The 21,736-nt window shown below is 67.4% G+C and carries 20 protein-coding genes; 10 read left to right on the top strand and 10 right to left on the bottom strand.

Going from position 1 to position 21,736, the window contains the following annotated elements; all coding sequences use genetic code 11:
* Positions 1 to 45 precede the first annotated feature (45 nt).
* The 3 genes from ABQ271_RS06825 to ABQ271_RS06815 are packed head-to-tail and all read left to right on the top strand — an operon-like array spanning position 46 to position 3,783.
* Positions 46 to 2,499, top strand: a complete 2,454-nt coding sequence (locus ABQ271_RS06825; RefSeq protein WP_349310717.1) for a DNA topoisomerase IV subunit A — start codon at positions 46 to 48, stop codon at positions 2,497 to 2,499.
* 10 nt (positions 2,500 to 2,509) lie between these two features.
* Positions 2,510 to 3,118, top strand: coding sequence for an SRPBCC family protein (locus tag ABQ271_RS06820; RefSeq protein ID WP_349310716.1), 609 nt, complete (start codon positions 2,510 to 2,512; stop codon positions 3,116 to 3,118).
* A complete protein-coding gene (locus tag ABQ271_RS06815) occupies positions 3,115 to 3,783 on the top strand; it encodes a DUF4166 domain-containing protein (RefSeq protein ID WP_349310715.1) in 669 nt (222 codons plus the stop codon). Before ABQ271_RS06820 ends, ABQ271_RS06815 begins: the two co-directional genes overlap by 4 nt.
* 1 nt (position 3,784) lies before the next feature.
* On the opposite strand, the gene ABQ271_RS06810 is transcribed toward ABQ271_RS06815, so the two are convergent.
* Both ABQ271_RS06810 and ABQ271_RS06805 read right to left on the bottom strand, forming a co-directional pair.
* Positions 3,785 to 4,033: a DUF4287 domain-containing protein gene (locus ABQ271_RS06810; protein ID WP_349310714.1), complete on the bottom strand. Its 249-nt coding sequence runs from the start codon at positions 4,031 to 4,033 to the stop codon at positions 3,785 to 3,787.
* Positions 4,034 to 4,057: 24 nt separating this feature from the next.
* On the bottom strand, positions 4,058 to 6,133 hold the full coding sequence (locus ABQ271_RS06805; RefSeq protein WP_349310868.1) for a DNA topoisomerase IV subunit B: 2,076 nt from the start codon (positions 6,131 to 6,133) through the stop codon (positions 4,058 to 4,060).
* Positions 6,134 to 6,324: 191 nt separating this feature from the next.
* Here ABQ271_RS06805 and ABQ271_RS06800 point away from each other — a divergent pair, with 191 nt between their 5' ends.
* Entirely contained in the window at positions 6,325 to 6,543 is a 219-nt protein-coding gene (locus ABQ271_RS06800; RefSeq protein WP_036308862.1) for a hypothetical protein, read from the top strand.
* 73 nt (positions 6,544 to 6,616) lie between these two features.
* On the opposite strand, the gene ABQ271_RS06795 is transcribed toward ABQ271_RS06800, so the two are convergent.
* From ABQ271_RS06795 to ABQ271_RS06775, 5 genes are all read right to left on the bottom strand, one after another.
* Entirely contained in the window at positions 6,617 to 7,630 is a 1,014-nt protein-coding gene (locus tag ABQ271_RS06795) for a sugar-transfer associated ATP-grasp domain-containing protein (RefSeq protein WP_349310713.1), read from the bottom strand.
* 25 nt (positions 7,631 to 7,655) lie between these two features.
* Positions 7,656 to 8,678, bottom strand: coding sequence for a sugar-transfer associated ATP-grasp domain-containing protein (locus tag ABQ271_RS06790; RefSeq protein WP_349310712.1), 1,023 nt, complete (start codon positions 8,676 to 8,678; stop codon positions 7,656 to 7,658).
* Positions 8,679 to 8,680: 2 nt separating this feature from the next.
* Positions 8,681 to 9,385, bottom strand: coding sequence for a coenzyme F420-0:L-glutamate ligase (locus tag ABQ271_RS06785; RefSeq protein WP_349310711.1), 705 nt, complete (start codon positions 9,383 to 9,385; stop codon positions 8,681 to 8,683).
* Complete coding sequence (locus tag ABQ271_RS06780; RefSeq protein WP_349310710.1) at positions 9,382 to 10,698, bottom strand: RNA polymerase sigma factor; 1,317 nt, start codon at positions 10,696 to 10,698, stop codon at positions 9,382 to 9,384. The genes ABQ271_RS06785 and ABQ271_RS06780 overlap by 4 nt, the downstream gene beginning before the upstream one ends.
* 223 nt (positions 10,699 to 10,921) lie before the next feature.
* Positions 10,922 to 11,851, bottom strand: a complete 930-nt coding sequence (locus tag ABQ271_RS06775) for a PAC2 family protein (protein WP_349310709.1) — start codon at positions 11,849 to 11,851, stop codon at positions 10,922 to 10,924.
* A gap of 86 nt (positions 11,852 to 11,937) precedes the next feature.
* Between ABQ271_RS06775 and ABQ271_RS06770 the strand changes: the two genes are divergently transcribed.
* From ABQ271_RS06770 to sucB, 3 genes are all read left to right on the top strand, one after another.
* Positions 11,938 to 13,410, top strand: coding sequence for a leucyl aminopeptidase (locus ABQ271_RS06770; RefSeq protein WP_349310708.1), 1,473 nt, complete (start codon positions 11,938 to 11,940; stop codon positions 13,408 to 13,410).
* Entirely contained in the window at positions 13,407 to 14,777 is a 1,371-nt protein-coding gene (lpdA, locus tag ABQ271_RS06765) for a dihydrolipoyl dehydrogenase (RefSeq protein ID WP_349310707.1), read from the top strand. Before ABQ271_RS06770 ends, lpdA begins: the two co-directional genes overlap by 4 nt.
* Positions 14,778 to 14,840: 63 nt before the next feature.
* Complete coding sequence (sucB, locus tag ABQ271_RS06760; protein WP_349310706.1) at positions 14,841 to 16,541, top strand: 2-oxoglutarate dehydrogenase, E2 component, dihydrolipoamide succinyltransferase; 1,701 nt, start codon at positions 14,841 to 14,843, stop codon at positions 16,539 to 16,541.
* A gap of 21 nt (positions 16,542 to 16,562) precedes the next feature.
* On the opposite strand, the gene ABQ271_RS06755 is transcribed toward sucB, so the two are convergent.
* The gene (locus tag ABQ271_RS06755; RefSeq protein ID WP_349310705.1) at positions 16,563 to 17,804 is read right to left on the bottom strand and encodes a hypothetical protein; all 1,242 of its coding nucleotides are present in this window, start codon (positions 17,802 to 17,804) and stop codon (positions 16,563 to 16,565) included.
* 117 nt (positions 17,805 to 17,921) lie between these two features.
* On the opposite strand from ABQ271_RS06755, the gene ABQ271_RS06750 reads away from it, so the two are divergent.
* Positions 17,922 to 18,632, top strand: coding sequence for a DUF4191 domain-containing protein (locus ABQ271_RS06750; RefSeq protein WP_349310704.1), 711 nt, complete (start codon positions 17,922 to 17,924; stop codon positions 18,630 to 18,632).
* 6 nt (positions 18,633 to 18,638) lie between these two features.
* Here ABQ271_RS06750 and ABQ271_RS06745 read toward each other — a convergent pair whose 3' ends face one another.
* On the bottom strand, positions 18,639 to 19,097 hold the full coding sequence (locus ABQ271_RS06745) for an RDD family protein (RefSeq protein WP_349310703.1): 459 nt from the start codon (positions 19,095 to 19,097) through the stop codon (positions 18,639 to 18,641).
* Positions 19,098 to 19,198: 101 nt separating this feature from the next.
* Here ABQ271_RS06745 and glnA point away from each other — a divergent pair, with 101 nt between their 5' ends.
* Entirely contained in the window at positions 19,199 to 20,623 is a 1,425-nt protein-coding gene (gene glnA / locus ABQ271_RS06740) for a type I glutamate--ammonia ligase (protein WP_349310702.1), read from the top strand.
* 108 nt (positions 20,624 to 20,731) lie between these two features.
* The gene (locus ABQ271_RS06735) at positions 20,732 to 20,941 is read left to right on the top strand and encodes a hypothetical protein (protein ID WP_349310701.1); all 210 of its coding nucleotides are present in this window, start codon (positions 20,732 to 20,734) and stop codon (positions 20,939 to 20,941) included.
* Here ABQ271_RS06735 and ABQ271_RS06730 read toward each other — a convergent pair.
* A complete protein-coding gene (locus tag ABQ271_RS06730; protein WP_349310700.1) occupies positions 20,909 to 21,658 on the bottom strand; it encodes a site-specific integrase in 750 nt (249 codons plus the stop codon). The genes ABQ271_RS06735 and ABQ271_RS06730 overlap by 33 nt on opposite strands.
* Positions 21,659 to 21,736 lie beyond the last annotated feature (78 nt).

Raw genomic sequence — 21,736 nt, 5'->3', positions numbered from 1 at the left:
CCCTCGCCGCATCACCGCAGGATCACCCGAAGACCGATCGAGGCCATGGCATCGCGCACTCCCCCTCCCCCGCCCGCCGTTGAACGCATCGAGGACGTCGACCTCGCCGACGAGATGCAGGGCTCGTTCCTGGAATACGCGTACTCGGTCATCTACTCGCGCGCCCTCCCCGACGCGCGCGACGGGCTGAAGCCGGTCCAGCGCCGCATCCTGTTCCAGATGTCGGAGATGGGGCTGCGCCCCGATCGCGGTCACGTCAAGAGCGCGCGCGTCGTCGGCGATGTGATGGGCAAGCTCCACCCCCACGGCGACTCCGCGATCTACGACGCTCTCGTGAGACTCGCGCAGGACTTCGCGCTCCGGGTGCCGCTCGTCGACGGGCACGGCAACTTCGGCTCGCTCGACGACGGGCCCGCGGCGGCACGGTACACCGAGGCGCGGCTCGCGGCATCCGCTCTGGCTCTCACGGAGAACCTCGACGAGGACGTCGTCGACTTCATCCCGAACTACGACGGCCAGTTCCAGCAGCCCGAGGTGCTTTCGGCGGCATTTCCCAACCTTCTCGTCAACGGCGCCACGGGTATCGCCGTCGGCATGGCGACCAACATGGCGCCGCACAACCTCATCGAGGTGGTGTCCGCCGCGATCCACCTGCTCGAGAACCCCGGCGCAACGCTCGACGAGCTCATGGAGTTCGTTCCCGGTCCCGATCTGCCCGGCGGCGGCGTCATCGTGGGTCTCGACGGGATCAAAGAGGCCTACCAGAGCGGCCGCGGTTCCTTCCGGACCCGCGCGAAGGTATCGATCGAACCGCTCGGCCCGCGCCGGACCGGCATCGTGGTCACCGAGCTCCCCTACATGGTCGGGCCCGAGCGCGTCATGGAGAAGATCCGCGACGCGGTGTCGTCGAAGAAGCTCACGGGCATCTCCGATCTCACCGATCTGACCGACCGCAACCACGGGCTGCGGCTGGTCATCGGCATCAAGACCGGCTTCGACCCGAACGCCGTGCTCGAGCAGCTCTACCGACTCACGCCCCTCGAAGACTCGTTCGGCATCAACAACGTCGCACTCGTGGGCGGCCAGCCGCAGACACTCGGGCTCAAGGACCTTCTGCAGGTCTACCTCGACCACCGCCTCCAGGTGGTGACCCGGCGCAGCCGCTACCGTCTGGCACGCAAGCAGGAGCGGCTCCACCTGGTCGAGGGGCTCCTCATCGCGATCCTCGACATCGACGAGGTCATCCAGGTCATCCGCACCTCCGACGACGGCGAGCAGGCGCGCGCCCGCCTCATGGACGTGTTCGATCTGTCACAGCTGCAGGCTGAGTACATCCTCGAACTGCGTCTGCGGCGGCTCACGAAGTTCTCGCGTGTCGAACTCGAGGCCGAGCGCGACGCGCTGAAGGCGGATATCGCCGCTCTCGAAGAGCTCCTCGGGAGCGAGGTGCTCCTGCGCCGCCAGGTGTCGACAGAGTTGGATGCCGCGGCTGACGCCTTCGGCACGCCCCGGCGCACTCTCCTCATGAACGGCGGACCGGTGGCGCCCCGCGGCCGCGCTGCCGCTCCCGCCGATCTTCAGATCGCCGACGCCCCCTGCCGCGTGTACCTGTCGGCGACCGGACGAATGGTCCGCGCCGAGCTCGTCGCCGACGCCCCCGGCGGCGGAGTCGTCCCTCCGGCGCGCCGGTCGAAGCACGACGCCATCCGCTCGTGGGTGAACGGGACCACGCGCGGCGACCTCGGCGCCGTGACCACCCTGGGGCGCCTCGTCCGCTTCACGCCTGTCGATCTGCCCTCTGTACCGGCGAACTCCGTGCAGCTCGCCGCCGGAACCCGCGCGGACCAGTACCTCGGACTCGGCGTCCACGAGCACGTCGTCGCGATCGTCCCGCTCACGGGGGATGCGCCGATCGCCCTGGGCACGTCGCAGGGTGTCGTGAAGCGCGTCGCGGCGACCGAATTGCCCCCCGGCAAGCCTGATGTCGAGATCATCTCCCTGAAGCCGGGCGACGCGGTGGTCGGCGCAGCCCTCGCCGCCGATGGCGCCGAGCTGGTGTTCGTGTCGAGCGACGCGCAGCTTCTGCGATTCGACGCTTCCGCCGTGCGACCACAGGGTCGCTCCGCGGGCGGCATGGCCGGCATCCGACTGTCGGACGGCGCCCGCGTCATCGCGTTCACCGCTCTCACGGCGACGGACGAGACGGTCGTGGCGACGATCGCCGGTTCGACGGCCGCCCTCCCCGGAACGGATGCCGGATCGGGCAAGGTCTCGCTGTTCACCGAGTTCCCCGCGAAGGGCCGGGCGACCGGCGGGGTGCGGGCACAGAGGTTCCTCCGCGGCGAGGACGCGCTGACGTTGGCCTGGGTGGGCGACGACCTTCGCGCGGTGGGGACCGACGGCGCCGTGCGCCAGCTTCCTGAGGTGGGGGCAAAACGGGATGCGTCCGGACAACCGCTCGACGCGGTGATCGGCGCCATCGGCACCGTCGTGGCCTGAGGCGGCGGACGTGGCTCGGCGCGGCATCCACGTGGAGGTCGACATTGCGGCGCCGATGGAACGCGTCTGGGCCCTGACGCAGGATCCTGCCTCCCACTCGAGGTGGGATCTTCGCTTCTCGGCGATCACCCCGACCGCCTCGGCATCCGACGGCATCCAGCGCTTCACCTACGAGCGTTCCGTTCTCATCCACACCATCGCGGGGACGGGCGTGAGCCTCGGGGAGCGATTCCGCCCAGACGGCACGCGGACCTCCGCCCTCCGCTTCTCGACGAACGACCGGCTTTCGCCACTTCAGAGCGGCCGCGGGTACTGGCGATACACGCCGCTGCCAAACGGCGGCATCCGCTTCGTCACCGGATTCGACTACGACTCCGGATGGGGACCCATCGACGTCGTCGTCCGTCCGGTGATCGGCTGGGCGACGGCATGGAGTTTCGATCGCCTGCGCATCTGGGCCGAGACCGGGGTCCCACCGGAACGGTGGCCATTGCGTTCCGTCTTCGCCTGGTGGCGCAGCGAGCGGCCGCGTGCGGCGCGCTGCAGACGGCGGCCGCCGAGGCGGCATGCTCTCGACAGCGCCCCCGCGACCCTCGCATCCTTGGAGGAACCCTCATGACCTCGCTCTTCCGCGCTGCCCTGGGTGCCGACTTCGACTCGTTGCACCCACAACTGCAACGTCGGTTCGACATCGGCCTCGAGAAAGGGACTGCATGCGTCGGCCGCGGAATCATGTCCGAGATCCGACGAGGGCCGTGGTGGACGGTCCCCTTCCTGCAGATCGGACGTCTGCGGAACATTCTCGTCCCCGATGTCGGGATCGACGTGCCCTTCGTGATCGCCAACTACCCCTACCGTGATCCTTTCGGTCGCGAGACGGTCACCTTCGTCCGGGAGTATCGGGTGGGCGGTCGACAGCGTCGCTTCGACGCGACGATGGTCGCCGGCCCCGGGGGAATCGTGGACTACCTCGGCACGCACCAGCATCTCGCCGTCGACCTGGACCTCAGCGCCGAACCTGACGGCTCGCTCCTGCTTCGCAGTGGCGCGCAGCGTTTCCACGAAGGCCTCTTCTCGTTCCGCTTCCCGATGGCCTTCAGCGGCTCCGCGACCCTCCGCGAACGCTACGACGATGCGGACGGCAGATTCCACGTCGACCTGCGCGTGGAGAACACGCGACTCGGCTTCCTGTTCGGGTATCGCGGCAGCTTCACGTGCGAATGGCTACCCGCATCCGACTCGCCGGAACGCTACAAGCCACGCCGGCACGAGCAACGGCTCTGAGTCAGTCCGCGAGCTTCGCTTTCACGTAAGCGACGATCGCATTGGCGTGCCCGTGGCCGAGGCCGTGTTCGTCCTTGAGGATGGCCACGGTTTCCATATGGCTGTGCGTGTCCAGCGAGTCCGCGGCGATGTCGAGCCAGTGCTGAACCGGCAGCCCGTAGGTCTTCTCGATGCTGGGGAAATACGATGCCGGCCCCTTCGGCTTCTCCCCCGGGGCGATGACGGGCGCGACGACGCGGTGCGAGTTCATGGCGGCACGCTACCGTGTGCGCGATCAGGCGTCGATGCGCTCGCGGTCGAGGCGCTCGCTGGAGGTGACGATGAAGTCTCGGCGCGGGGCGACGTCGGATCCCATGAGCAGCTCGAAGACGCTGGATGCCGCTTCCGCATGCTGGACGCGGACGCGGCGCAAGGTCCGACCTGCGCGGTCCATCGTCGTCGTCGCCAGCTGGTCGGCATCCATCTCGCCGAGGCCCTTGTAGCGCTGAATGGGCTCTTGCCACCGGCGACCGGCCTTCGTGAGCTTCGCCAACAGCGCGTGGAGTTCCTGCTCGCTGTACGTGTACAGCGTCTCGTTCGGCTTCGTGCCGGGGTTCATGACGATCACCCGGTGCAGCGGCGGAACGGCCGCATAGACGCGCCCGTCCTCGATGAGCGGGCGCATGTAGCGGAAGAAGAGCGTCAGCAGCAGCGTGCGGATATGAGCGCCGTCGACGTCGGCGTCGCTCATCAGGATGATCTTGCCGTAACGAGCAGCGTCGATGTCGAACGAGCGACCGGACCCCGCACCGATCACCTGGATGATCGCGGCGCACTCGGCGTTCGAGAGCATGTCGCTGATCGACGCCTTCTGGACGTTGAGGATCTTGCCTCGGATCGGCAGCAGCGCCTGGTACTCGCTGTTGCGGGCGAGCTTCGCGGTGCCGAGGGCCGAGTCACCCTCGACGATGAACAGTTCGGACTGCTCGACGTCGTTCGTGCGGCAGTCGGCGAGCTTGGTCGGCAGCGACGACGACTCGAGTGCGTTCTTCCGACGCTGTGTCTCCTTGTGCGTGCGCGCAGAGATGCGCGCCTTCATCTCCGAGACGACCTTCTCGAGCAGGAGCGCGGTCTGCGCCTTGTCGTCGCGTTTGGTGGAGGCGAACTTCGCTGCCAACTCCTTCGAGACGACGGATGCCACGATGTTGCGGACCGCCGGCGTGCCGAGGATCTCCTTCGTCTGGCCTTCGAACTGCGGCTCGGGCAGGCGCACCGTCAAGACGGTCGAGAGACCGGCGAGGATGTCATCCTTCTCGATCTTCTCGTTGGCCCCGACCTTCAACTTGCGAGCATTCGATTCGATCTGACCGCGGAGCGTCTTCATCAGCCCCTGCTCGAAGCCCTGCTGGTGCGTGCCGCCCTTCGGGGTGGCGATGATGTTCACGAACGATCGCGACACCGTCTCGTACCCGGTCCCCCAGCGCAGCGCGACGTCGACGACGCACTCGCGCTCGACCTCGGTCGGGATCATGGCACCAGAGGGCTGCAGGACCGGCACGGTCTCGGTGAACGTCCCCGTGCCCGTCAGGCGCCATGTGTCGGTGATCGGTGCGTCCGGAGCGAGGAACTCTGCGAACTCAGAGATGCCGCCGTCGAAGCGATAGCTCGTCTCGATCTCCTCCGCGCCGCGGCGGTCGACGATCACGATCTCCAACCCGGGGACGAGGAACGCGGTCTGGCGTGCGCGCTGCTCCAGTTCGCCGAGGTCGAACGCGGCATCCTTCGTGAAGATCTGACGGTCCGCCCAATAGCGGATGCGCGTACCCGTCACACCCTTCGGGGCTTTGCCCGCGACCCGCAGCTCGCTCGCCTTCTCGAAAGGACGGAAAGTCGTGGCCGGTCCGTCGCCCTCGAACCTGCCGGGCTCGCCGCGGTGGAACGACATCGCGTAGGTCTTACCTGCCCGGTCGACCTCGACGTCGAGCCGCTCCGAGAGCGCGTTCACGACCGAGGCACCGACGCCGTGCAGACCGCCGGACGCCGCGTACGAGCCGCCGCCGAACTTGCCGCCGGCGTGCAGCTTGGTGAAGACCACCTCGACGCCGGACAGGCCCGTGCGGGGTTCGATGTCGACCGGGATGCCGCGGGCCCGGTCGCGGACCTCGACGCTGCCGTCCTCGTGCAGCACGATCTCGATGCGGTCACCGTGTCCGCCGAGCGCCTCGTCGACGGAGTTGTCGATGATCTCCCAGAGGCAGTGCATGAGCCCGCGGGAGTCGGTCGAACCGATGTACATGCCGGGCCGTTTGCGAACGGCTTCGAGCCCTTCCAGGACCTGGAGATGATGGGCGGAATACTCGGCTGTCACGATCTCCCATCGTATTCGGCATCACCGACGCGGGACCGACCGACACACTCGGCCACGGCAGGTCGGCCGCCACAGCGGACGCATACCGTACGCGCTCAGCGAAATGTCATGCAATGGCGGCATACCCACAACATCCCCGTGGTTGTATGACATGACAGTTCACCCGTCTTGAGCAGTACGAGGAGGCACCTGACATGAGCACGTCAACCACTACCGAGCCAGCCGTCCTCGAACACCGCCTGACGGCGATGGATCGCTGCGACTCCTGCGGAGCCCAGGCGTACATCGCCGCGGAGGTCAATGGAAGCGAGTTGCTCTTCTGCGCCCACCACGGTCGCAAGTACGAAGAGAAGCTCCGCTCCATCGCAACTTCGTGGCACGACGAGACCGCCCGCCTGACCGAATCGGTCTGACCCGCGGCATCCCGTTCACGACGAAGGGCCCCCTGCTGAGGCAGGGGGCCCTTCGCGTGCCGGCGGGTGCAGATCAGAAGCCGACCGCCGCCTGGTAGACGGGCAAGAGGCCGGTGCGAACGCCCGATGCGGACGGCTTCGGCTGAAAGACGCTCGAGTTGTGGTTTCCCTCGATCACCACGGGACCGTTCGGAGTGATCGCGATGTCCCACCCGACGTACGGCGCCTCCGGCGTGCGTCGGGCGAGGGATGCGACCAGATCGAGGACACGGTCGTACTGCGGTACCCGGAACCCGACGATCGAAGTCCCCGTCACCGGATGCTCCCGGTAGACGTTGCTGTTCTTGTCCACCCCGGGATAGAGCGCGACGCCCTCGTCGTCGAGCATCGTGAACATGCCGCCCGACGCGAAGTTGTCGATGACGTCGCCGTTGCCGATGCGCAGGACCGCCGCGAGGAGGTGCACGCGATCCTCGCCGTCGAGGAACGTGATCAGCCGAACGGTGTTGACGGCGTCCGGGTACAGGGCCGACATCTCCGGGTGCTGCACGATGAACTCGTCGAGGACGGTCTGGCCCTTCGCGGTGACCTCCGAACGGAACGCCGCGGCGTCGACATCGGGACCCACGTCGTGGAGGTCGATGCCGCCGCCGCCCTGGCCCTCGTTGGGCTTCGCGAGGACGCGCGGATGCCGCGCGAGGAAATCGGCGAGTTCCGCGTCATCCACGTCGCGGAGGTCGATGGTCTCTCGGCCGAGGAGATCGGCGTACTCGCGGGCGAACCGGCGCTTGTCCTCGAGCTTCGAACGACCCTCGGGCGTGTTGTACATCTTCGTGATGCGGAAAGACTTCGGGTGCGTCATCCACGTCTTCCGCTCCTGCGCGTTCAGCAGACGGATGTCCCACACCGCGTAGTCGCGGAAGGCCATGTCGTAGCGCACGGAGCACCACAGCATGTCGAGCACGATCACCGGCAGCGGGGCTTTCGAGACCCGCTGCACCGTTCGCGCGAACTCGACGAGATTGCCCGGCCGGATCTTTCGCGCACGTCGGATGAGGTACTGCAGGCGGACGCGGATGCGGCGCATGGCGGTCCCTTCGCTTTCGGGTCGGTCAGAAGCGCATCGCGGCGCGGTATCGAGGCAAAAGGCCCCGACGGATGCCGGAGACCGACGGCTTCGACTGGAATACACCGGAGTTGTGGTTGCCTTCGATCACGACGGGACCTTCGGGCGTGATGGCGATGTCCCACCCGATGTAGGGGAAGGCCGGCACGCGTCGCGCGAGGCGGTCGACGAGCGAGAGCACCTCGTCGTAGAGCGGGACTTGGAAGCCCGTGATGGGCGTTCCCGTGGCGGGGTGTTCCGCGAACGGGCGCCCCTCCTCGTCGCTGGCCGCATGGATCGCGCGACCGTGCTCGTCGAGCATCGTGTACATGCCGCCGTTGCTGAAGTTGTCGATGACGCCGCCGTTGCCGATCTTCAAGACGCCTGCGAGCACGTGAACCTCACCGTCGGGGTCGAGGTACGACACCATGCGGAGCGAATTGACGCTCTTGGGGTAGAGGCCGGCCATGTCGGGATGCTGGACCAGGACTTCTTCGACGAGCGTCTGGCGGTCGGCGAGCAACTGCTCCCGGAAGGCCGCGGGATCGGCGATCGCCGCGGAGTCCACCAGCGTGATGCCGTTCCCACCGACGCCGCCGGGGTTCTTCGCGATGATGCGCGGATGGCGTCCGATGAAAGCGGTGAAGGTCGCGGCATCCGTCTTGTCGAGGTCGATCCACTCGCGGCCCAGTTCGGGACCGAACCGCGTCGCGAACTCGAGCTTGTCGTCGAAGATCGCGCGCTGCGCATTGTCGTTCAGACGGCGCGACAGATGGAACGACTTCGGATCGGTCATGTACGTCTTGCGCTCGCGTCCCTTGAGGATCCGGAAGTCCCACTCCGAATAGTTCTCGAAGGTCACCTCGTACCGCACAGAACACCAGATCATGTCGGCGACGACCCACCACAGGGGCGCCTTCGACAGCCGTGCCGACTGCCGGGCGAACTGGAGAACGCGGTCGCTGTCGAAGTTCACGACCCGGCGCACGAAGAAGCGGGCGCGTCGGTAGAGCCTGTTCACGGCGCTCATGGTCAGACCTTCGAAGAACGGATGATGCCGAGCGGGGTGGACTGGTGGCCCTGACCGAGCGGGTTGTCCGAGAGGATGCGGACGAGCCGCTGCTCCCCCGCCTTGTCGAGCGTCGACCCGAGGATGTTGCCGCCGATGTCGTTGATGTCGACGACGGCGACCTCGTTCGCACCGCCCAGCTTCTGCTTCAGCCGGGACGCGACCCCGTCCGGGTCCTTCGGTCCGAGAACGACCGCCTTGTTGTACGGCGGGATCGTGTGCGGCGTGGGCCCGTCGATCGAGCGCGCCTTGTCGCCTGCGATCCGGTAGAAGTCGCCCCGGCGGCCGAAGAGCTTCGTGACGGCGGCGACACCGGCGGCGAACACGATGCGGGGCGTCCCGCACTCGCGCAGGGCCATTTCCATCGTCTCGGGCATGCCGAGACCAATGCCGTACTTCGTCTTCACGACGTAGCGCGACAGGAATCGGGCGAGCGGGCGCGGCGTGATGTCCTCGACCAGATACGAGCGACCCTGAGTGATCGCGACGATCTTCTCGGTCACGAACAGCAGGTCACCGGGCTGGAGTTCCGCCGAGGCGTAGGTCGCGACGATCTCGTCGATGTCCTCACCCGGCATGACGACGTGCGTCCGGATCGGGATCCGGGCGTACGTCGCGCCATCGACCGCTCGCGTGAGCTCCTTGCCCTCGTTCGCGGCGTCGCTCATTCGAGGTAGTCCCGGAGCGACTGCGAGCGTGACGGGTGTCGCAGCTTCGCCATCGTCTTGGACTCGATCTGACGGATCCGCTCACGCGTCACGCCGAACGTGTCGCCGATCTGGTCGAGCGTCTTGGGCTGACCATCGCCGAGGCCGAAACGCATCCGGATGACGCCCGCCTCGCGCTCGCTGAGCGAGTCGAGCAGCGACTCCAGCTGACGCTGCAGCATCGTGAAGCCGACGGCGTCCGCGGGCACGACTGCTTCGGTGTCCTCGATGAGGTCACCGAACTCGCTGTCGCCGTCCTCGCCGAGCGGGGTGTGCAGGGAGATCGGCTCGCGGCCGTACTTCTGGACCTCGATGACCTTCTCGGGCGTCATGTCCAGCTCGCGGCTGAGCTCTTCAGGAGTGGGTTCGCGACCCAGGTCCTGCAGCATCTGCCGCTGCACACGGGCGAGCTTGTTGATGACCTCGACCATGTGGACCGGGATGCGGATCGTGCGCGCCTGGTCGGCCATGGCTCGCGTGATCGCCTGACGGATCCACCAGGTGGCGTAGGTCGAGAACTTGAAGCCCTTGGTGTAGTCGAACTTCTCGACGGCACGGATGAGGCCGAGGTTGCCCTCCTGGATGAGGTCCAGGAACTGCATGCCGCGACCGGTGTAACGCTTGGCGAGCGAGACGACGAGGCGGAGGTTCGCCCCGAGCAGGTGGCTCTTGGCACGCTGACCGTCGCGGGCGACCCACTGCAGGTCGAGACCCAACTGCGCCGACTTCTCGGCCGCGGTCATGTGCGAGAGCTTCTCTTCGGCGAACAGACCCGCCTCGATACGCATCGCGAGCTCGACCTCTTCGGCCGCGTTCAGCAGCGGCACCTTACCGATCTGCTTCAGATAGTCCTTGACCGGGTCCGCCGTCGCACCCGTGATCTGGGTGGAGTAGACGGGAACCTCGTCGTCGTCGGACGAGGAGATGACGATCGCGCCGGTCGGAAGCGGCTCAGTGAACGCCGGCTTGGCGGGCTCGTCCTCGTCGTCACCGTCCGCCTTGTCGGCATCCTTCTTGGCTTCGTCAGACGTGTCGTCTGCGGCGTCGGTGTCGAGTTCGACCTCGTCGACCTCCGCATCTTCCTCGTCATCGTCAGACTTCTTGGCGGCGCGCGCCTTCGCCGGGGACGCCTTCGTCGCGGCCGGCTTCTTCGCAGCGGCCTTGCGAGCCGGAGCCTTCTTCGCGGGGGTGGTGGTCGCCGCGGGCTCGACAGCTTCGGTCTCGTCGACCGTGTCGGCCGCTCGTGTACGGGTGGTCCTCGTGCTCGAAGTCACGTCTCGCCTTTCACCGACGGCACTCCGCCGGGTTTCGGACACTAGTAAGACCCTTGTCAAGTCCCGCAGAGTCGCACAGCGGCAACCCCTCGGACCGAACAATGGGTCATTTCGTCCATTCTCTCACACGTGTCGGATGCATGAAGGACGTACCCGTGTCAACACCGAAAACGGTATGCGCATTCCCCCGGCGGGGGCGTGTGGGAGAACGAGAGCGGGGACCTCAGCCGAGACCAGGACGGCGGTCGTCATCACCGGACGGTCGATTGGCCAGGAACCGCTCCAGCTCCGCCGCCAGCTCATCAGCAGACGGAAGATCCCCCGTATGGAGGATCGGCTGAGCCTGGGTGGAACCGGCCATGTACGCGTCGTACCGGGTCTCGAGGTTCGTCAACATCGCCGTGAGCTCGTCGCTGGCCGTGACCTGACCGTCGACCTTTTCCAGGTACTCCCGGTTCTCCTCGCGCAGCGTGTCGCTGTCGAACACGAGACCCGTGGCCACGGACACGCTGTCGAGGGCCGCGATCGCCGCGGCCGGGAAGTCCGTCTCCGCAAGGTAGTGCGGGATGAGAAGGGCGAAGCCGGAGACCGAGACGCCGGCATCCGCCAACCGGTATTCGAGGAGGTGACCGGCCGTCGACGGCACCTGAGTGCGCGGCTTCCACACGGAGTGCGCCTCGGTGAGATCGGCGCGGTTGCCACTCACGGTCGTCCCGAGCGGTCGGGTGTGCGGAACGGGCATCGGGATCGCGTGCACCCACGTCACCGAACGGACCTGCAGCCCCTCGGCGAGCCCGACGACCGTGTCGACGAAGGCCTCCCAGGCGAAGTCCGGCTCGTATCCCGAGAGCAGGACGAAGGGCTGGCCGAGCGTGTCGTGCACGAGCGCGAGGTCGAGCCTCGGCGCCTGATAGTCGGTGAGGTGATCGCCGTCGAACGTGATGATCGGCCGCCGAGCGCGGTAGTCGAAGAGCACATCGGGGTTGAAAGTGACGACCGGTGCGGGGTCGTGCTCGGTGTGCAGGTGGTCGACGACGCGCGAGACGGCGGACCCGGCATCCGTGAAGCCGGTCAACGCGACGACCAGAGGCAGGCCCGCCGGAACGGGCGGCGCAGTCGTGATGCGCTCGTAGAGGGGACCAGACAGGGGCATCCTTCCACTGTAGAAGCAGCACCGGAGGGCTCGGCGCGCCAGCCGTCCCGCTCTGAGCGAACGCCTCTCTCCATAGGATGGAGAGCATGCCGTACCCCGAGCTGACCGTGTCCACCTCCCCCGCACGCGACGGCAGCGCCGACGCAATCGTTTTGGCCCTTCCGCCGCTCGACGAGGCGACCACGGTCCTCACGGAGTGGCCGGGGGTCGAGGACGTCCTCCGCGGTGTCGGCTTCACCGGAGCGGCGGGAACCACCGTCCGAGTGTTCGCCCCCACCTCGACGGATCGTCCCCTGTTCGTCGTCGGTACCGGCGCGGCGCCGTCTGCGAACGCCATCCGGGATGCCGTCGGTGCCGCCGTCCGCACGACCACGGGCTTCGCGCGCCTCGCCGTCGCCGTGCCGCACGCCGAGGGTGAGTGGCGCGCGGCTGCTGAGGGCGCCGTGCTCGGTGGGTACCGCTTCGAGGACTACAAGACGGGCGATTCCGCCAAGACGCGCGCGACGCAGGTGACCCTGCACCTGGCGTCCGACGTCGACGAGCAGGAGCTGCGCGCCATCGACATCACCGGGTCTGCCGTCGCCCTCGTGAAGGACCTCGTCAACATCCCCGCGGAGTGGCTGGGCCCGGCAGACCTCGCCGAGAGCGCGATAGAAGCCGTCGCCGGACTCGCCATCGACGTCGAGGTGCTCGACGAGACCGAACTCGCGGCCCAGGGCTACGGCGGCATCCTCGGTGTCGGCAAGGGCTCGGACCGCCCCCCGCGCCTCGTTCGCCTCACCTACTCCCCCGCCGACGCCGCACGGCACATCGCCGTCGTCGGAAAGGGCATCACGTTCGACACCGGCGGACTGTCGCTGAAGCCCCCGGCATCCATGATCGGGATGAAGTTCGACATGGCCGGCGCAGCCACGGCGCTCGCCGTGGTTCGCGCGGCTGCCCAGCGTGAACTTCCCGTCGCCGTCACGGCCTGGCTCTGCATCGCCGACAACATGCCGTCCGGCCGCGCCACCCGTCCCGGTGACGTCCTCCGTATGCTCGACGGCACGAGCGTGGAGGTCCTCAACACGGATGCCGAGGGCCGTCTCGTCCTCGCCGACGGACTGGTGGCGGCGAGCCGCACCCGTCCCGACGTGATCATCGACGTCGCGACCCTGACGGGCGCCGTCATCGTGGCTTTGGGTAACCGCCATACGGGCGTCATGGGAGACGACGCGACCGTCGCGCGTTATCTCGAGGCCGCGGCATCCGTGGGTGAAGCCGCGTGGCAGCTGCCCCTCCCCGATCACATGGAGGACGAACTCGACTCCCCCATCGCCGATCTTCGCAATGCCAAGGTCGGCGACCCCGCCGGCGGCACGATGTTCGCGGGACTGTTCCTCCGACGCTTCGTCGGGCGGACGACAGCGGATGCCGACGCTCCCCGCATCCCGTGGGTGCACCTCGACATCGCCGGCAGTGGTGAGAACAAATCGTCGCCGTTCGGGCCGACCGACAAGGGGCCGACGGCCGCTGCCGTCCGCTCGCTCCTCGCCTTCCTCGAGGCGGAGACCCGATGACCCGTCACGAGTTCGACGTCGTCGTCCTGGGTGGCGGCAGCGGCGGATATGCGGCAGCGATCCGCGCGACCGAGCTCGGCAAGACGGTCGCCCTCGTCGAGAAGGACAAGGTCGGCGGCACCTGTCTGCACCGCGGATGCGTCCCGACCAAGGCGCTCCTCCACACGGCAGAGATCGCCGATCACGTGCGGGAAGCCGCGTCGGTCGGTATCGACGCCGCGCTGACGGGCTTCGACACCGCACGCATGACGGCGTACCGCGAAGGCATCGTCGCGAAGAAGTACCGCGGCCTGCAGAGTCTGCTGTCGACGCGCGGGATCACCGTGGTCGGCGGCGCAGGCCGACTGGGCCCGGATCGGACCGTACTCGTCGGCGACGACGAGTACGTCGGCGCTGATGTCGTGCTCGCGACCGGCTCTCAGACGCGATCCTTGCCCGGCATCGAGGCGGGACCCCGTGTGCTCACGAGTGAGACTGCGCTCACGCTCGACGTCATCCCGTCGTCGGTCGTGGTCCTCGGCGGTGGGGTGATCGGCGTCGAGTTCGCCAGCGCATGGCGCTCCCTCGGCAGCGAAGTCCTCATCGTCGAGGCGCTGGATCGCCTCCTTCCCGCGGAGGACGCCGCGTCGAGCAAGGCTCTGGAGCGGGCGTATCGCAAGCGCGGCATCCAGTCGGCGCTCTCGACGAGGTGCGAGGGCGTCTCCGAGCGGGAAGACGGCGTTTCCGTCAGCCTGTCGGACGGACGCACCGTCGAGGCCGATTTCGTTCTCGTCGCGGTTGGTCGAGGACCCGTGACCGAGGGGCTGGGCTTCGACGAGGCGGGCGTCACGCGGGACCGCGGCTTCGTGGTCGTCGACGCAGACCTGCAGACCACCGCACCGCATGTCTGGGCGGTCGGTGACATCGTGCCGGGGCTTCAGCTCGCGCATCGGAGCTTCCAGCAGGGGATCTTCGTCGCCGAGCGGATCGCGGGCCTGTCGCCCATCCCCGTGCCCGAGTCCACGATCCCCCGCGTGTCCTACTCGCACCCCGAGGTCGCCTCCGTCGGACTGACCGAAGCCCAGGCGCGCGAAGCCCACGGCGACCGCGTGGTGTCCTTCGAGTTCAACCTGGCGGGCAACGCCAAAAGCGAGATCCTCGGCACAGCCGGCTTCGCCAAGGTCGTGCGGATCGCGGACGGCCCCGTCGTGGGCGTCCACCTCGTCGGCGACCGCGTCGGCGAACTGATCACGGAGGGCCAACTCGCCATCGGGTGGGAAGCCCACCCCGAGGACATCGCACCGTTCGTCCACGCACACCCGACGCAGAGCGAAGCTCTGGGCGAGGCGTTCCTCGCTCTCGCAGGCAAGCCCCTCCATACCATCTGACCGCGTCGCAACCGCGACACTAAGCTAGACAGCACATCGCTTTTTCTTGAAGGAGACACAGTCATGAGCACATCCGTGGTCCTCCCCGCGCTCGGTGAGAGCGTCACTGAGGGAACGGTCACCCGCTGGCTCAAGAAGGTCGGTGATTCGGTCCAGGCCGACGAAGGTCTCCTCGAGATCTCGACCGACAAGGTCGACACGGAGATCCCCTCGCCCGTCAGCGGCGTCATCGAAGAGATCCTCGTGGACGAGGACGAGACCGTCGAGATCGGCGCCGTCCTGGCGAAGATCGGTGACGGATCGTCCGCACCCGCCGAGTCCGCACCCGCCGCCGAAGAGCCCGCTGCAGAGGCTCCCGCCGCTGCAGAGCCCGCCGCTGAGGAGCCCGCTCCGCAGGAGGCACCGGCCGAATCGGCCCCCGCAGCCGCAGCATCCGGTGACGCCAAGGACATCGTCCTCCCCGAACTGGGCGAGAGCGTCACCGAGGGCACCGTCACGCGGTGGCTCAAGCAGGTCGGTGACGATGTCGCAGTCGACGAGCCGCTTCTCGAGATCTCGACCGACAAGGTCGACACCGAGATCCCGTCGCCCATCGCGGGCACCCTGACCGAGATCCTCGTCCAGGAGGACGAGACCGTCGAGGTCGGAGCCGTTCTCGCCCGCGTGGGCTCCGGCGCCCCCGCCGCTCCCGCTGAGCCCGCCCCGGCCGCGCCCGCCGAGGAGAAGGCACCTGAGCCCGAGGCTCCGAAGGCCCAGGAGCCCCAGCCCGCCGAGCCGGCGGCCCCCAAGGCCGAAGAGCCGAAGCCCGCTGCACCCCAGGCTGCCGCACCCGCGGAGGCCGCACCGGCCGAGGACGGCGTGACGTACGTCACCCCGCTGGTGCGCAAGCTCGCGCAGCAGCACAACGTCGACCTGTCGGCGATCACGGGCAGTGGCGTCGGCGGTCGTATCCGCAAGGAAGACGTCCTGAAGGCCGCCGAGGCACCCCAGGCAGAAGCTGCTCCGGCCGCGGCCGCAGCGCCCGCGCCGGCAGCCGTCGAGGTCTCGCCGCTCCGTGGCACGACGCAGCCGATGTCGCGTCTGCGCAAGGTGTTGGCGAGCCGCGCCGTCGAGTCGATGCAGCAGACCGCTCAGCTCACGACGGTCGTCGAGGTCGATGTCACGAAGCTCGCGAACTACCGCGACTCCGTGAAGGCGTCCTTCCACGAGAAGACCGGCGACAAGCTGTCGTTCCTGCCGTTCTTCGCTCTTGCTGCCGCCGAGGCGTTGAAGACGTACCCCGTCATCAACTCGACGGTGGACGGTGACCAGATCGTCTACCCGGCGAGCGAAAACCTGTCGATCGCCGTCGACACCGAGCGTGGCCTTCTGACGCCGGTGCTTCGTGACGCCGGGGACAAGAACATCGCTCAGATCGCTCACGAGATCGCCGACCTCGCTGGCCGGACGCGCAACAACAAGCTGAAGCCCGATGAGCTCGCCGGGGGCACGTTCACGCTGACCAACACCGGTTCGCGTGGCGCGCTGTTCGACACGCCCGTCGTGTTCCTGCCGCAGTCCGCCATCCTCGGAACCGGTGTCGTGGTCAAGCGGCCCGGCGTCGTGTCGGTCGACGGGAAGGACGCCATCAGCGTCCGCTCCTACGTCTACCTCGCCCTGTCGTACGACCACCGTGTCGTCGACGGCGCCGACGCCGCGCGATTCCTGAGCGCGATGAAGGCTCGTCTCGAGGCGGCGCAGTTCGAGGGTCAGCTCGGGGTCTGATCCAGCTCTCCGCAGTACCTGTCATGGCTGGTCCGCGAGGTCGTACACCTCGCGGACCAGCCATCGCTCTTTCACCCGGACCATCACCAACACTTGAGTGAGGTCCTTCCCGACGATCCTGACGGCGGCAGCACCGCCGTATTCGTCGACGACCTCGACCGCGTAGTCGCCCTCCGCCGCGGGCAGCTTCCCGGCTGCCGCTGGGTCCTCCCAGAGTTCCGAGCGGCATGCGTCGTCTGCACAGTCACCCAATGCGTCGACCAGCAGACGCGCAGCGCCGACGATCTCCGCCGGTCCCTCATCCTCGCCGGACGCAGATTCCTTCGGCACGGCACCCGTCGCCTCGCTCGCAGGGGTTGACGCTGTATCGACGGCATCCACCGCAGCCGCAGGCTTGTCGGCGTCGCCAGTCGGCCACAGCGCGCCGACGATGATGACAGCGGTCGCCGCGCCCGCGGCGACGAAGACGATCCGCCGTCGGCTCGACTTCGTCCGTTCCCGTGCCCGCCGCTTCTTTCCGGCAGGTCGATCGAACACGGCAAGGCAGCGGCTGAGTCGTTCGGCGATGCCGACATCGACGAGACGACCGATCAGGTCTCTCACTGTTCCGGCGATCCCATGTCCGGCGGCGTACGGACCGGTTGCCCGTGCCCGCGCGGGAGCAGCCGAACTCGCTTCCCTCCGCTCGGTGGGAAGCGGCTCGGGGTCGGCGGCCGCGAAGAGCGCGTTCTCGATATCCGCCGTGTCGCGGCGAAGCCGGCGCGGATCGTCGATCGCATCTGCGGCACGCTCCAGCGCGGCCCGAAGCGCTGAGCTGCCGCTGTCCATGCCACGCAACAGCCCGACGGTGTCAGCCCGCCAGTCGAGCGAACCCGTCAGGGCGAGCACCGGCCTTCCCTCGGTCGTCACCCACCAGCGTCCGAACTGAGCGCCCAGACGATCCGCCTCAGCGGCGCCCCGGAGAGCGCTCACCGCGATGGTGACGAGCGCGCCCGGCGACACATCGGCATCCGCCACGACGTCGTCGAGACGCACGGGGCAATGCGGCAGCACGACGCGGGGACCCTCCGGCGTCCCGGCAGCATCTATGGGCGCGAGGACGTGGTCCGTCTCCGCAGCCGACCACGCCGGAGATGCCGCGAAGTCAGCCGCGTCGACCCAGACGGTGAGGGGCTCCCCGGCGCGGAGGACGCCAGGGAATGGGGCTTCCGCGACCGTCAGCTCACGGAGGGCAGGAGGCGACTCGAGGGTGACAGGGTCCATGATCCCAGCGTGGGTGGCGCCAGCCTTCTGTCGAGTTCCTCCGCCGCCCCCGTGGACAGTCGGCATCTTCGACACGGGTGTGAAGAAGTCGACGACCCGCGAAGGTAGGCTGATCCCATGGCAACCCGCAGTCCCGCACCTGAGAAACGCCCTGGATTCTTCTCGCAGATCCGCTCGCTCTACACGTTCACGCAGAGCGAGTTCCGGTGGCTGCCGTGGGCTCTCATCGGGGCCCTCCTCGTCGGCATCGGCGTGGGCGTCGGCATCGGGTTCCTGGTGCCGCCGGTTCAGGCGTGGAGCGTCATCCTCTGGGGTGTCAGCGGCCTCCTGATGGGTGTCCTGCTCGCCATGATCCTGCTGACACGTTTGTCGACCCGAGTGATGTACAAGAAGCTCGACGGGATGCCGGGTGCCACCGGTCATGTCCTCTCGACCGGCCTCGGCCGCCGCTGGGTCACCTCCGAGATGCCCGTGGGCGTCAACCCGCGCACCCAGGATGCGGTCTACCGCGCGGTGGGCCGAGGTGGTGTCGTCATCATCGGAGAAGGCGCACGTGGACGCCTCACGCGCCTCGTCAACGACGAGAAGAAGAAGGTCTCCCGCGTCGCATCCGGGATCAATATCGAAGTCCTCTACATCGGCGACGGCGAGGGCGACGTCCACATCTCGAAGCTGGCGAAGACCATCAAGGCACTCCCGAAGACCGTGGATCGCACGACGCTCGCCGCCGTCGTGAAGCGGATCGATTCTGTCTCGCAGTCGGTGACCTCGCTGCCGATCCCCAAGGGCATCGACCCGGCACGTGCGCGGGCGCAACGCCCGCGCTGATCCCGCTCAGCCGCGGACGAGGATCGTTCCGGCGGCCTTGTCATGGATGCCGCGCTGGTCGGCATCCCAGATCACCGCGGGCAGCACGACGAGCAGAAGCGCCGTCCGGATGATCGGACGCCACAGCCCCGGCCATCCGCCGCCGGCCAGTTCGACCCGCATCCCGAGGATGCGGTGTCCAGGGCTTCCACCGATCGTGGGAATGAAGAGGATCTGCAACACGGCGAAAATGATCATCGGCGCGAACAGGGTTGCGCCCGCCTTCTCGGGCAGCGCGAACTGGTCGTAACCGAAGAACGCCGTCGCCAAGATGGTCGCAGCCGCGTAGTCGATGAAGAGAGCCCCGATACGACGACCGGGTCGGCCGATGCTGCCGCGGCCGGTGGCGGGACGACCGAGTCGCTCACCGGGATAGTCGTACAGGGGCGAAGTCACCTTCTCAGGGTAATCCGGGTCGCGTAACATCCCCGAAACATCGGGGACACTGCGGAGCAACTGCGTTTCGATAGGTTCGAGGGGCGCCTGATCCGACGGGCGTCGACATCGCACCCGATCTTGGAGACTCCATGTTCAAAGATTCTTCCGAGGTGCTGGCGTTCATCAAGGACGAGGACGTCAAGTTCCTCGACATCCGTTTCACGGACCTCCCTGGTGTGCAGCAGCACTTCAACATCCCGGCCTCGACCGTTGACGAGGAGTTCTTCACGGTCGGCCAGCTCTTCGACGGCTCCTCGATCCGCGGCTTCGCGAACATCCACGAGTCGGACATGCAGCTGATCCCGGACGTCACGACGGCGTACCTCGACCAGTTCCGCGAGGCGAAGACGCTCGTCATGATCTTCGACATCTACAACCCGCGCACGGGCGAGATCTACCACAAGGACCCGCGCCAGGTCGCCAAGAAGGCGGAGAAGTATCTCGCCTCCACCGGCATCGCCGACACCGCGTTCTTCGCTCCCGAGGCAGAGTTCTACATCTTCGACGACGTGCGCTACGAGGTGAAGCAGAACCAGAGCTTCTACTCCGTCGACTCCGAGGAAGGCGCCTGGAACACCGGCCGTGTCGAAGAGGGCGGCAACCTCGCCAACAAGACGCCGTACAAGGGTGGCTACTTCCCCGTCAGCCCGGTCGACAAGACCGCTGACCTGCGCGACGACATCACCCTCAAGCTGATCGAGGCCGGTTTCGTCCTCGAGCGCTCGCACCACGAGGTGGGCACCGGCGGACAGCAGGAGATCAACTACCGCTTCGACACGATGGTGCACTCGGCGGACGACATCCTGAAGTTCAAGTACATCGTCAAGAACACCTGTGAAGAGTGGGGCAAGGTCGCGACCTTCATGCCCAAGCCGCTCTTCGGCGACAACGGCTCGGGTATGCACACCCACCAGTCGCTCTGGCTCGATGGCAAACCCCTCTTCTACGACGAGAAGGGCTACGGCGGCCTCTCCGACACCGCTCGCTGGTACATCGGCGGTCTGCTGGCGCACGCTCCGGCTGTCCTCGCGTTCACCAACCCGACGATCAACTCGTACAAGCGCCTCGTCAAGGGCTACGAGGCTCCCGTCAACCTGGTGTACTCGGCCGGCAACCGTTCGGCTGCGATCCGCATCCCGATCACCGGGTCGAACCCGAAGGCCAAGCGCATCGAGTTCCGCGCACCGGATGCCTCCGGCAACCCGTACCTGGCCTTCGCTGCGCAGATGATGGCCGGCCTCGACGGCATCATCAACCGCATCGAGCCGCACGAGCCGGTCGACAAGGACCTGTACGAGCTGCCCCCCGAGGAAGCGAAGAACATCCCGCAGGTCCCGAACTCGCTCCTCGACTCGCTCGAGGCCCTGCGTGCCGACCACGAGTTCCTGACGCGGGGCAACGTGTTCACGCCTGAGCTCATCGAGACGTGGATCGAGTACAAGATCGAGAACGAGATCAAGCCGATCGCTGCTCGCCCGCACCCGTTCGAGTTCGAGCTGTACTTCGGAGTGTAGCCAGATGACGCGGAATTCCTGGGCCTAGTCCGCAGGGAGTCCGCAGAATCTCAGAGAGAGCCCGTCAGCTTCGTGCTGGCGGGCTCTTTTCGTCGGTAGCATCCGGGCATGGCATCGATTCAGGTACCCATCAGCGACGAGAAACTGCTCGCACTGCTCACCGAGTCACGTGGGCTCGACGTCGGGAAGGGCGTCGTTCGCAATCTCGACGTTGTCGCCGACCCACCGGTGGCGAACTCGAAGATCTCGCACCGAGTCTCGGTGACGATCGAGTTCGGTCTCGAGCTAGGCGAGGTCGAGACGCTCGTCGGGTACTGACGGCCGGAGCGCGGCTGCAACGGCGGCCCGAGAAGACTGGTCTCGGTCAGGCCACACGTGGCCGTACGTGTCGAGCGTCGTCTTCGCGGATGCGTGGCGGAGACGGGCCTGCGCCGTCTTGATGTCGAGACCGGCCGCGATGAGCAGGCTCGCGAAGTAGTGCCGCAGATCGTGGATGCGGAACCCCCCGGGGAGACCCTCGATCGCACCGCGAACAGCCGCGAACGCCTGCTCAATCGTGTACGGCGCCACAGGCCGCCCAAACGCGCCGACGACGATGGTGTCGCTACCCCACCGCACCGGGTTCGCGTTCAACATGACGGCGAGCTCAATCGGAATCGGGATCGGGTTCTTCGACGTGTCGGTCTTCAGCTCCTCGGCGGGGTACTGAATCGCGGGCGTGATGATGCCACGCATGAAGTCGACATAGCTGACGCGGAGAACGGCGATCTCGGCAACCCGGAGACCAGCGAACGCGCCGAGCAGCACCACCGGCCGGAAGTGCGCCGGGAGGGCGTCGTGGAGAGCCAACACCTGCTCTGTCGTCGCGACGTAGGGGCGTTGGTTCGCGGCCGGCGGCGAGGTCCGCCTCGAGCACGGTGACCGCGGGATCAGTCCGTCGTGGACGGCGTCGGTGAACAGCTGCGAGAGACGCCTGTGGAGCGCGTAGGTGGTGCTCTGGGGGCGTACCCCCTGGCCGTGAGCGATGCGACCCACGTGTTGACCTCGGAGGGACGCACAGCCTCCAGGGGACGGTGTCCCAGGTCCGCGGTGATCACACGCAGATGCACCTTC

It is taken from the genome of Microbacterium sp. MM2322 (assembly GCF_964186585.1).
Classification (GTDB): Bacteria; Actinomycetota; Actinomycetes; order Actinomycetales; family Microbacteriaceae; genus Microbacterium.
The sequence above is the reverse complement of the archived record's forward strand: the minus strand, read 5'-3'. Positions and strand labels throughout refer to the sequence as shown.

What these genes read in the sequence shown, in the direction of transcription:
- ABQ271_RS06810 (WP_349310714.1), bottom strand. Translation starts at nt 4,033, where the DNA reads ATGAACTCGCACCGCGTCGTCGCGCCCGTCATCGCCCCGGGGGAGAAG.
- ABQ271_RS06800 (WP_036308862.1), top strand. Translation starts at nt 6,325, where the DNA reads ATGAGCACGTCAACCACTACCGAGCCAGCCGTCCTCGAACACCGCCTG.
- ABQ271_RS06825 (WP_349310717.1), top strand. Translation starts at nt 46, where the DNA reads ATGGCATCGCGCACTCCCCCTCCCCCGCCCGCCGTTGAACGCATCGAG.
- ABQ271_RS06785 (WP_349310711.1), bottom strand. Translation starts at nt 9,385, where the DNA reads ATGAGCGACGCCGCGAACGAGGGCAAGGAGCTCACGCGAGCGGTCGAT.
- ABQ271_RS06775 (WP_349310709.1), bottom strand. Translation starts at nt 11,851, where the DNA reads ATGCCCCTGTCTGGTCCCCTCTACGAGCGCATCACGACTGCGCCGCCC.
- ABQ271_RS06745 (WP_349310703.1), bottom strand. Translation starts at nt 19,097, where the DNA reads ATGTTACGCGACCCGGATTACCCTGAGAAGGTGACTTCGCCCCTGTAC.
- ABQ271_RS06750 (WP_349310704.1), top strand. Translation starts at nt 17,922, where the DNA reads ATGGCAACCCGCAGTCCCGCACCTGAGAAACGCCCTGGATTCTTCTCG.
- ABQ271_RS06815 (WP_349310715.1), top strand. Translation starts at nt 3,115, where the DNA reads ATGACCTCGCTCTTCCGCGCTGCCCTGGGTGCCGACTTCGACTCGTTG.
- ABQ271_RS06755 (WP_349310705.1), bottom strand. Translation starts at nt 17,804, where the DNA reads ATGGACCCTGTCACCCTCGAGTCGCCTCCTGCCCTCCGTGAGCTGACG.
- ABQ271_RS06735 (WP_349310701.1), top strand. Translation starts at nt 20,732, where the DNA reads ATGGCATCGATTCAGGTACCCATCAGCGACGAGAAACTGCTCGCACTG.
- ABQ271_RS06790 (WP_349310712.1), bottom strand. Translation starts at nt 8,678, where the DNA reads ATGAGCGCCGTGAACAGGCTCTACCGACGCGCCCGCTTCTTCGTGCGC.
- sucB (WP_349310706.1), top strand. Translation starts at nt 14,841, where the DNA reads ATGAGCACATCCGTGGTCCTCCCCGCGCTCGGTGAGAGCGTCACTGAG.
- ABQ271_RS06770 (WP_349310708.1), top strand. Translation starts at nt 11,938, where the DNA reads ATGCCGTACCCCGAGCTGACCGTGTCCACCTCCCCCGCACGCGACGGC.
- glnA (WP_349310702.1), top strand. Translation starts at nt 19,199, where the DNA reads ATGTTCAAAGATTCTTCCGAGGTGCTGGCGTTCATCAAGGACGAGGAC.
- ABQ271_RS06795 (WP_349310713.1), bottom strand. Translation starts at nt 7,630, where the DNA reads ATGCGCCGCATCCGCGTCCGCCTGCAGTACCTCATCCGACGTGCGCGA.
- lpdA (WP_349310707.1), top strand. Translation starts at nt 13,407, where the DNA reads ATGACCCGTCACGAGTTCGACGTCGTCGTCCTGGGTGGCGGCAGCGGC.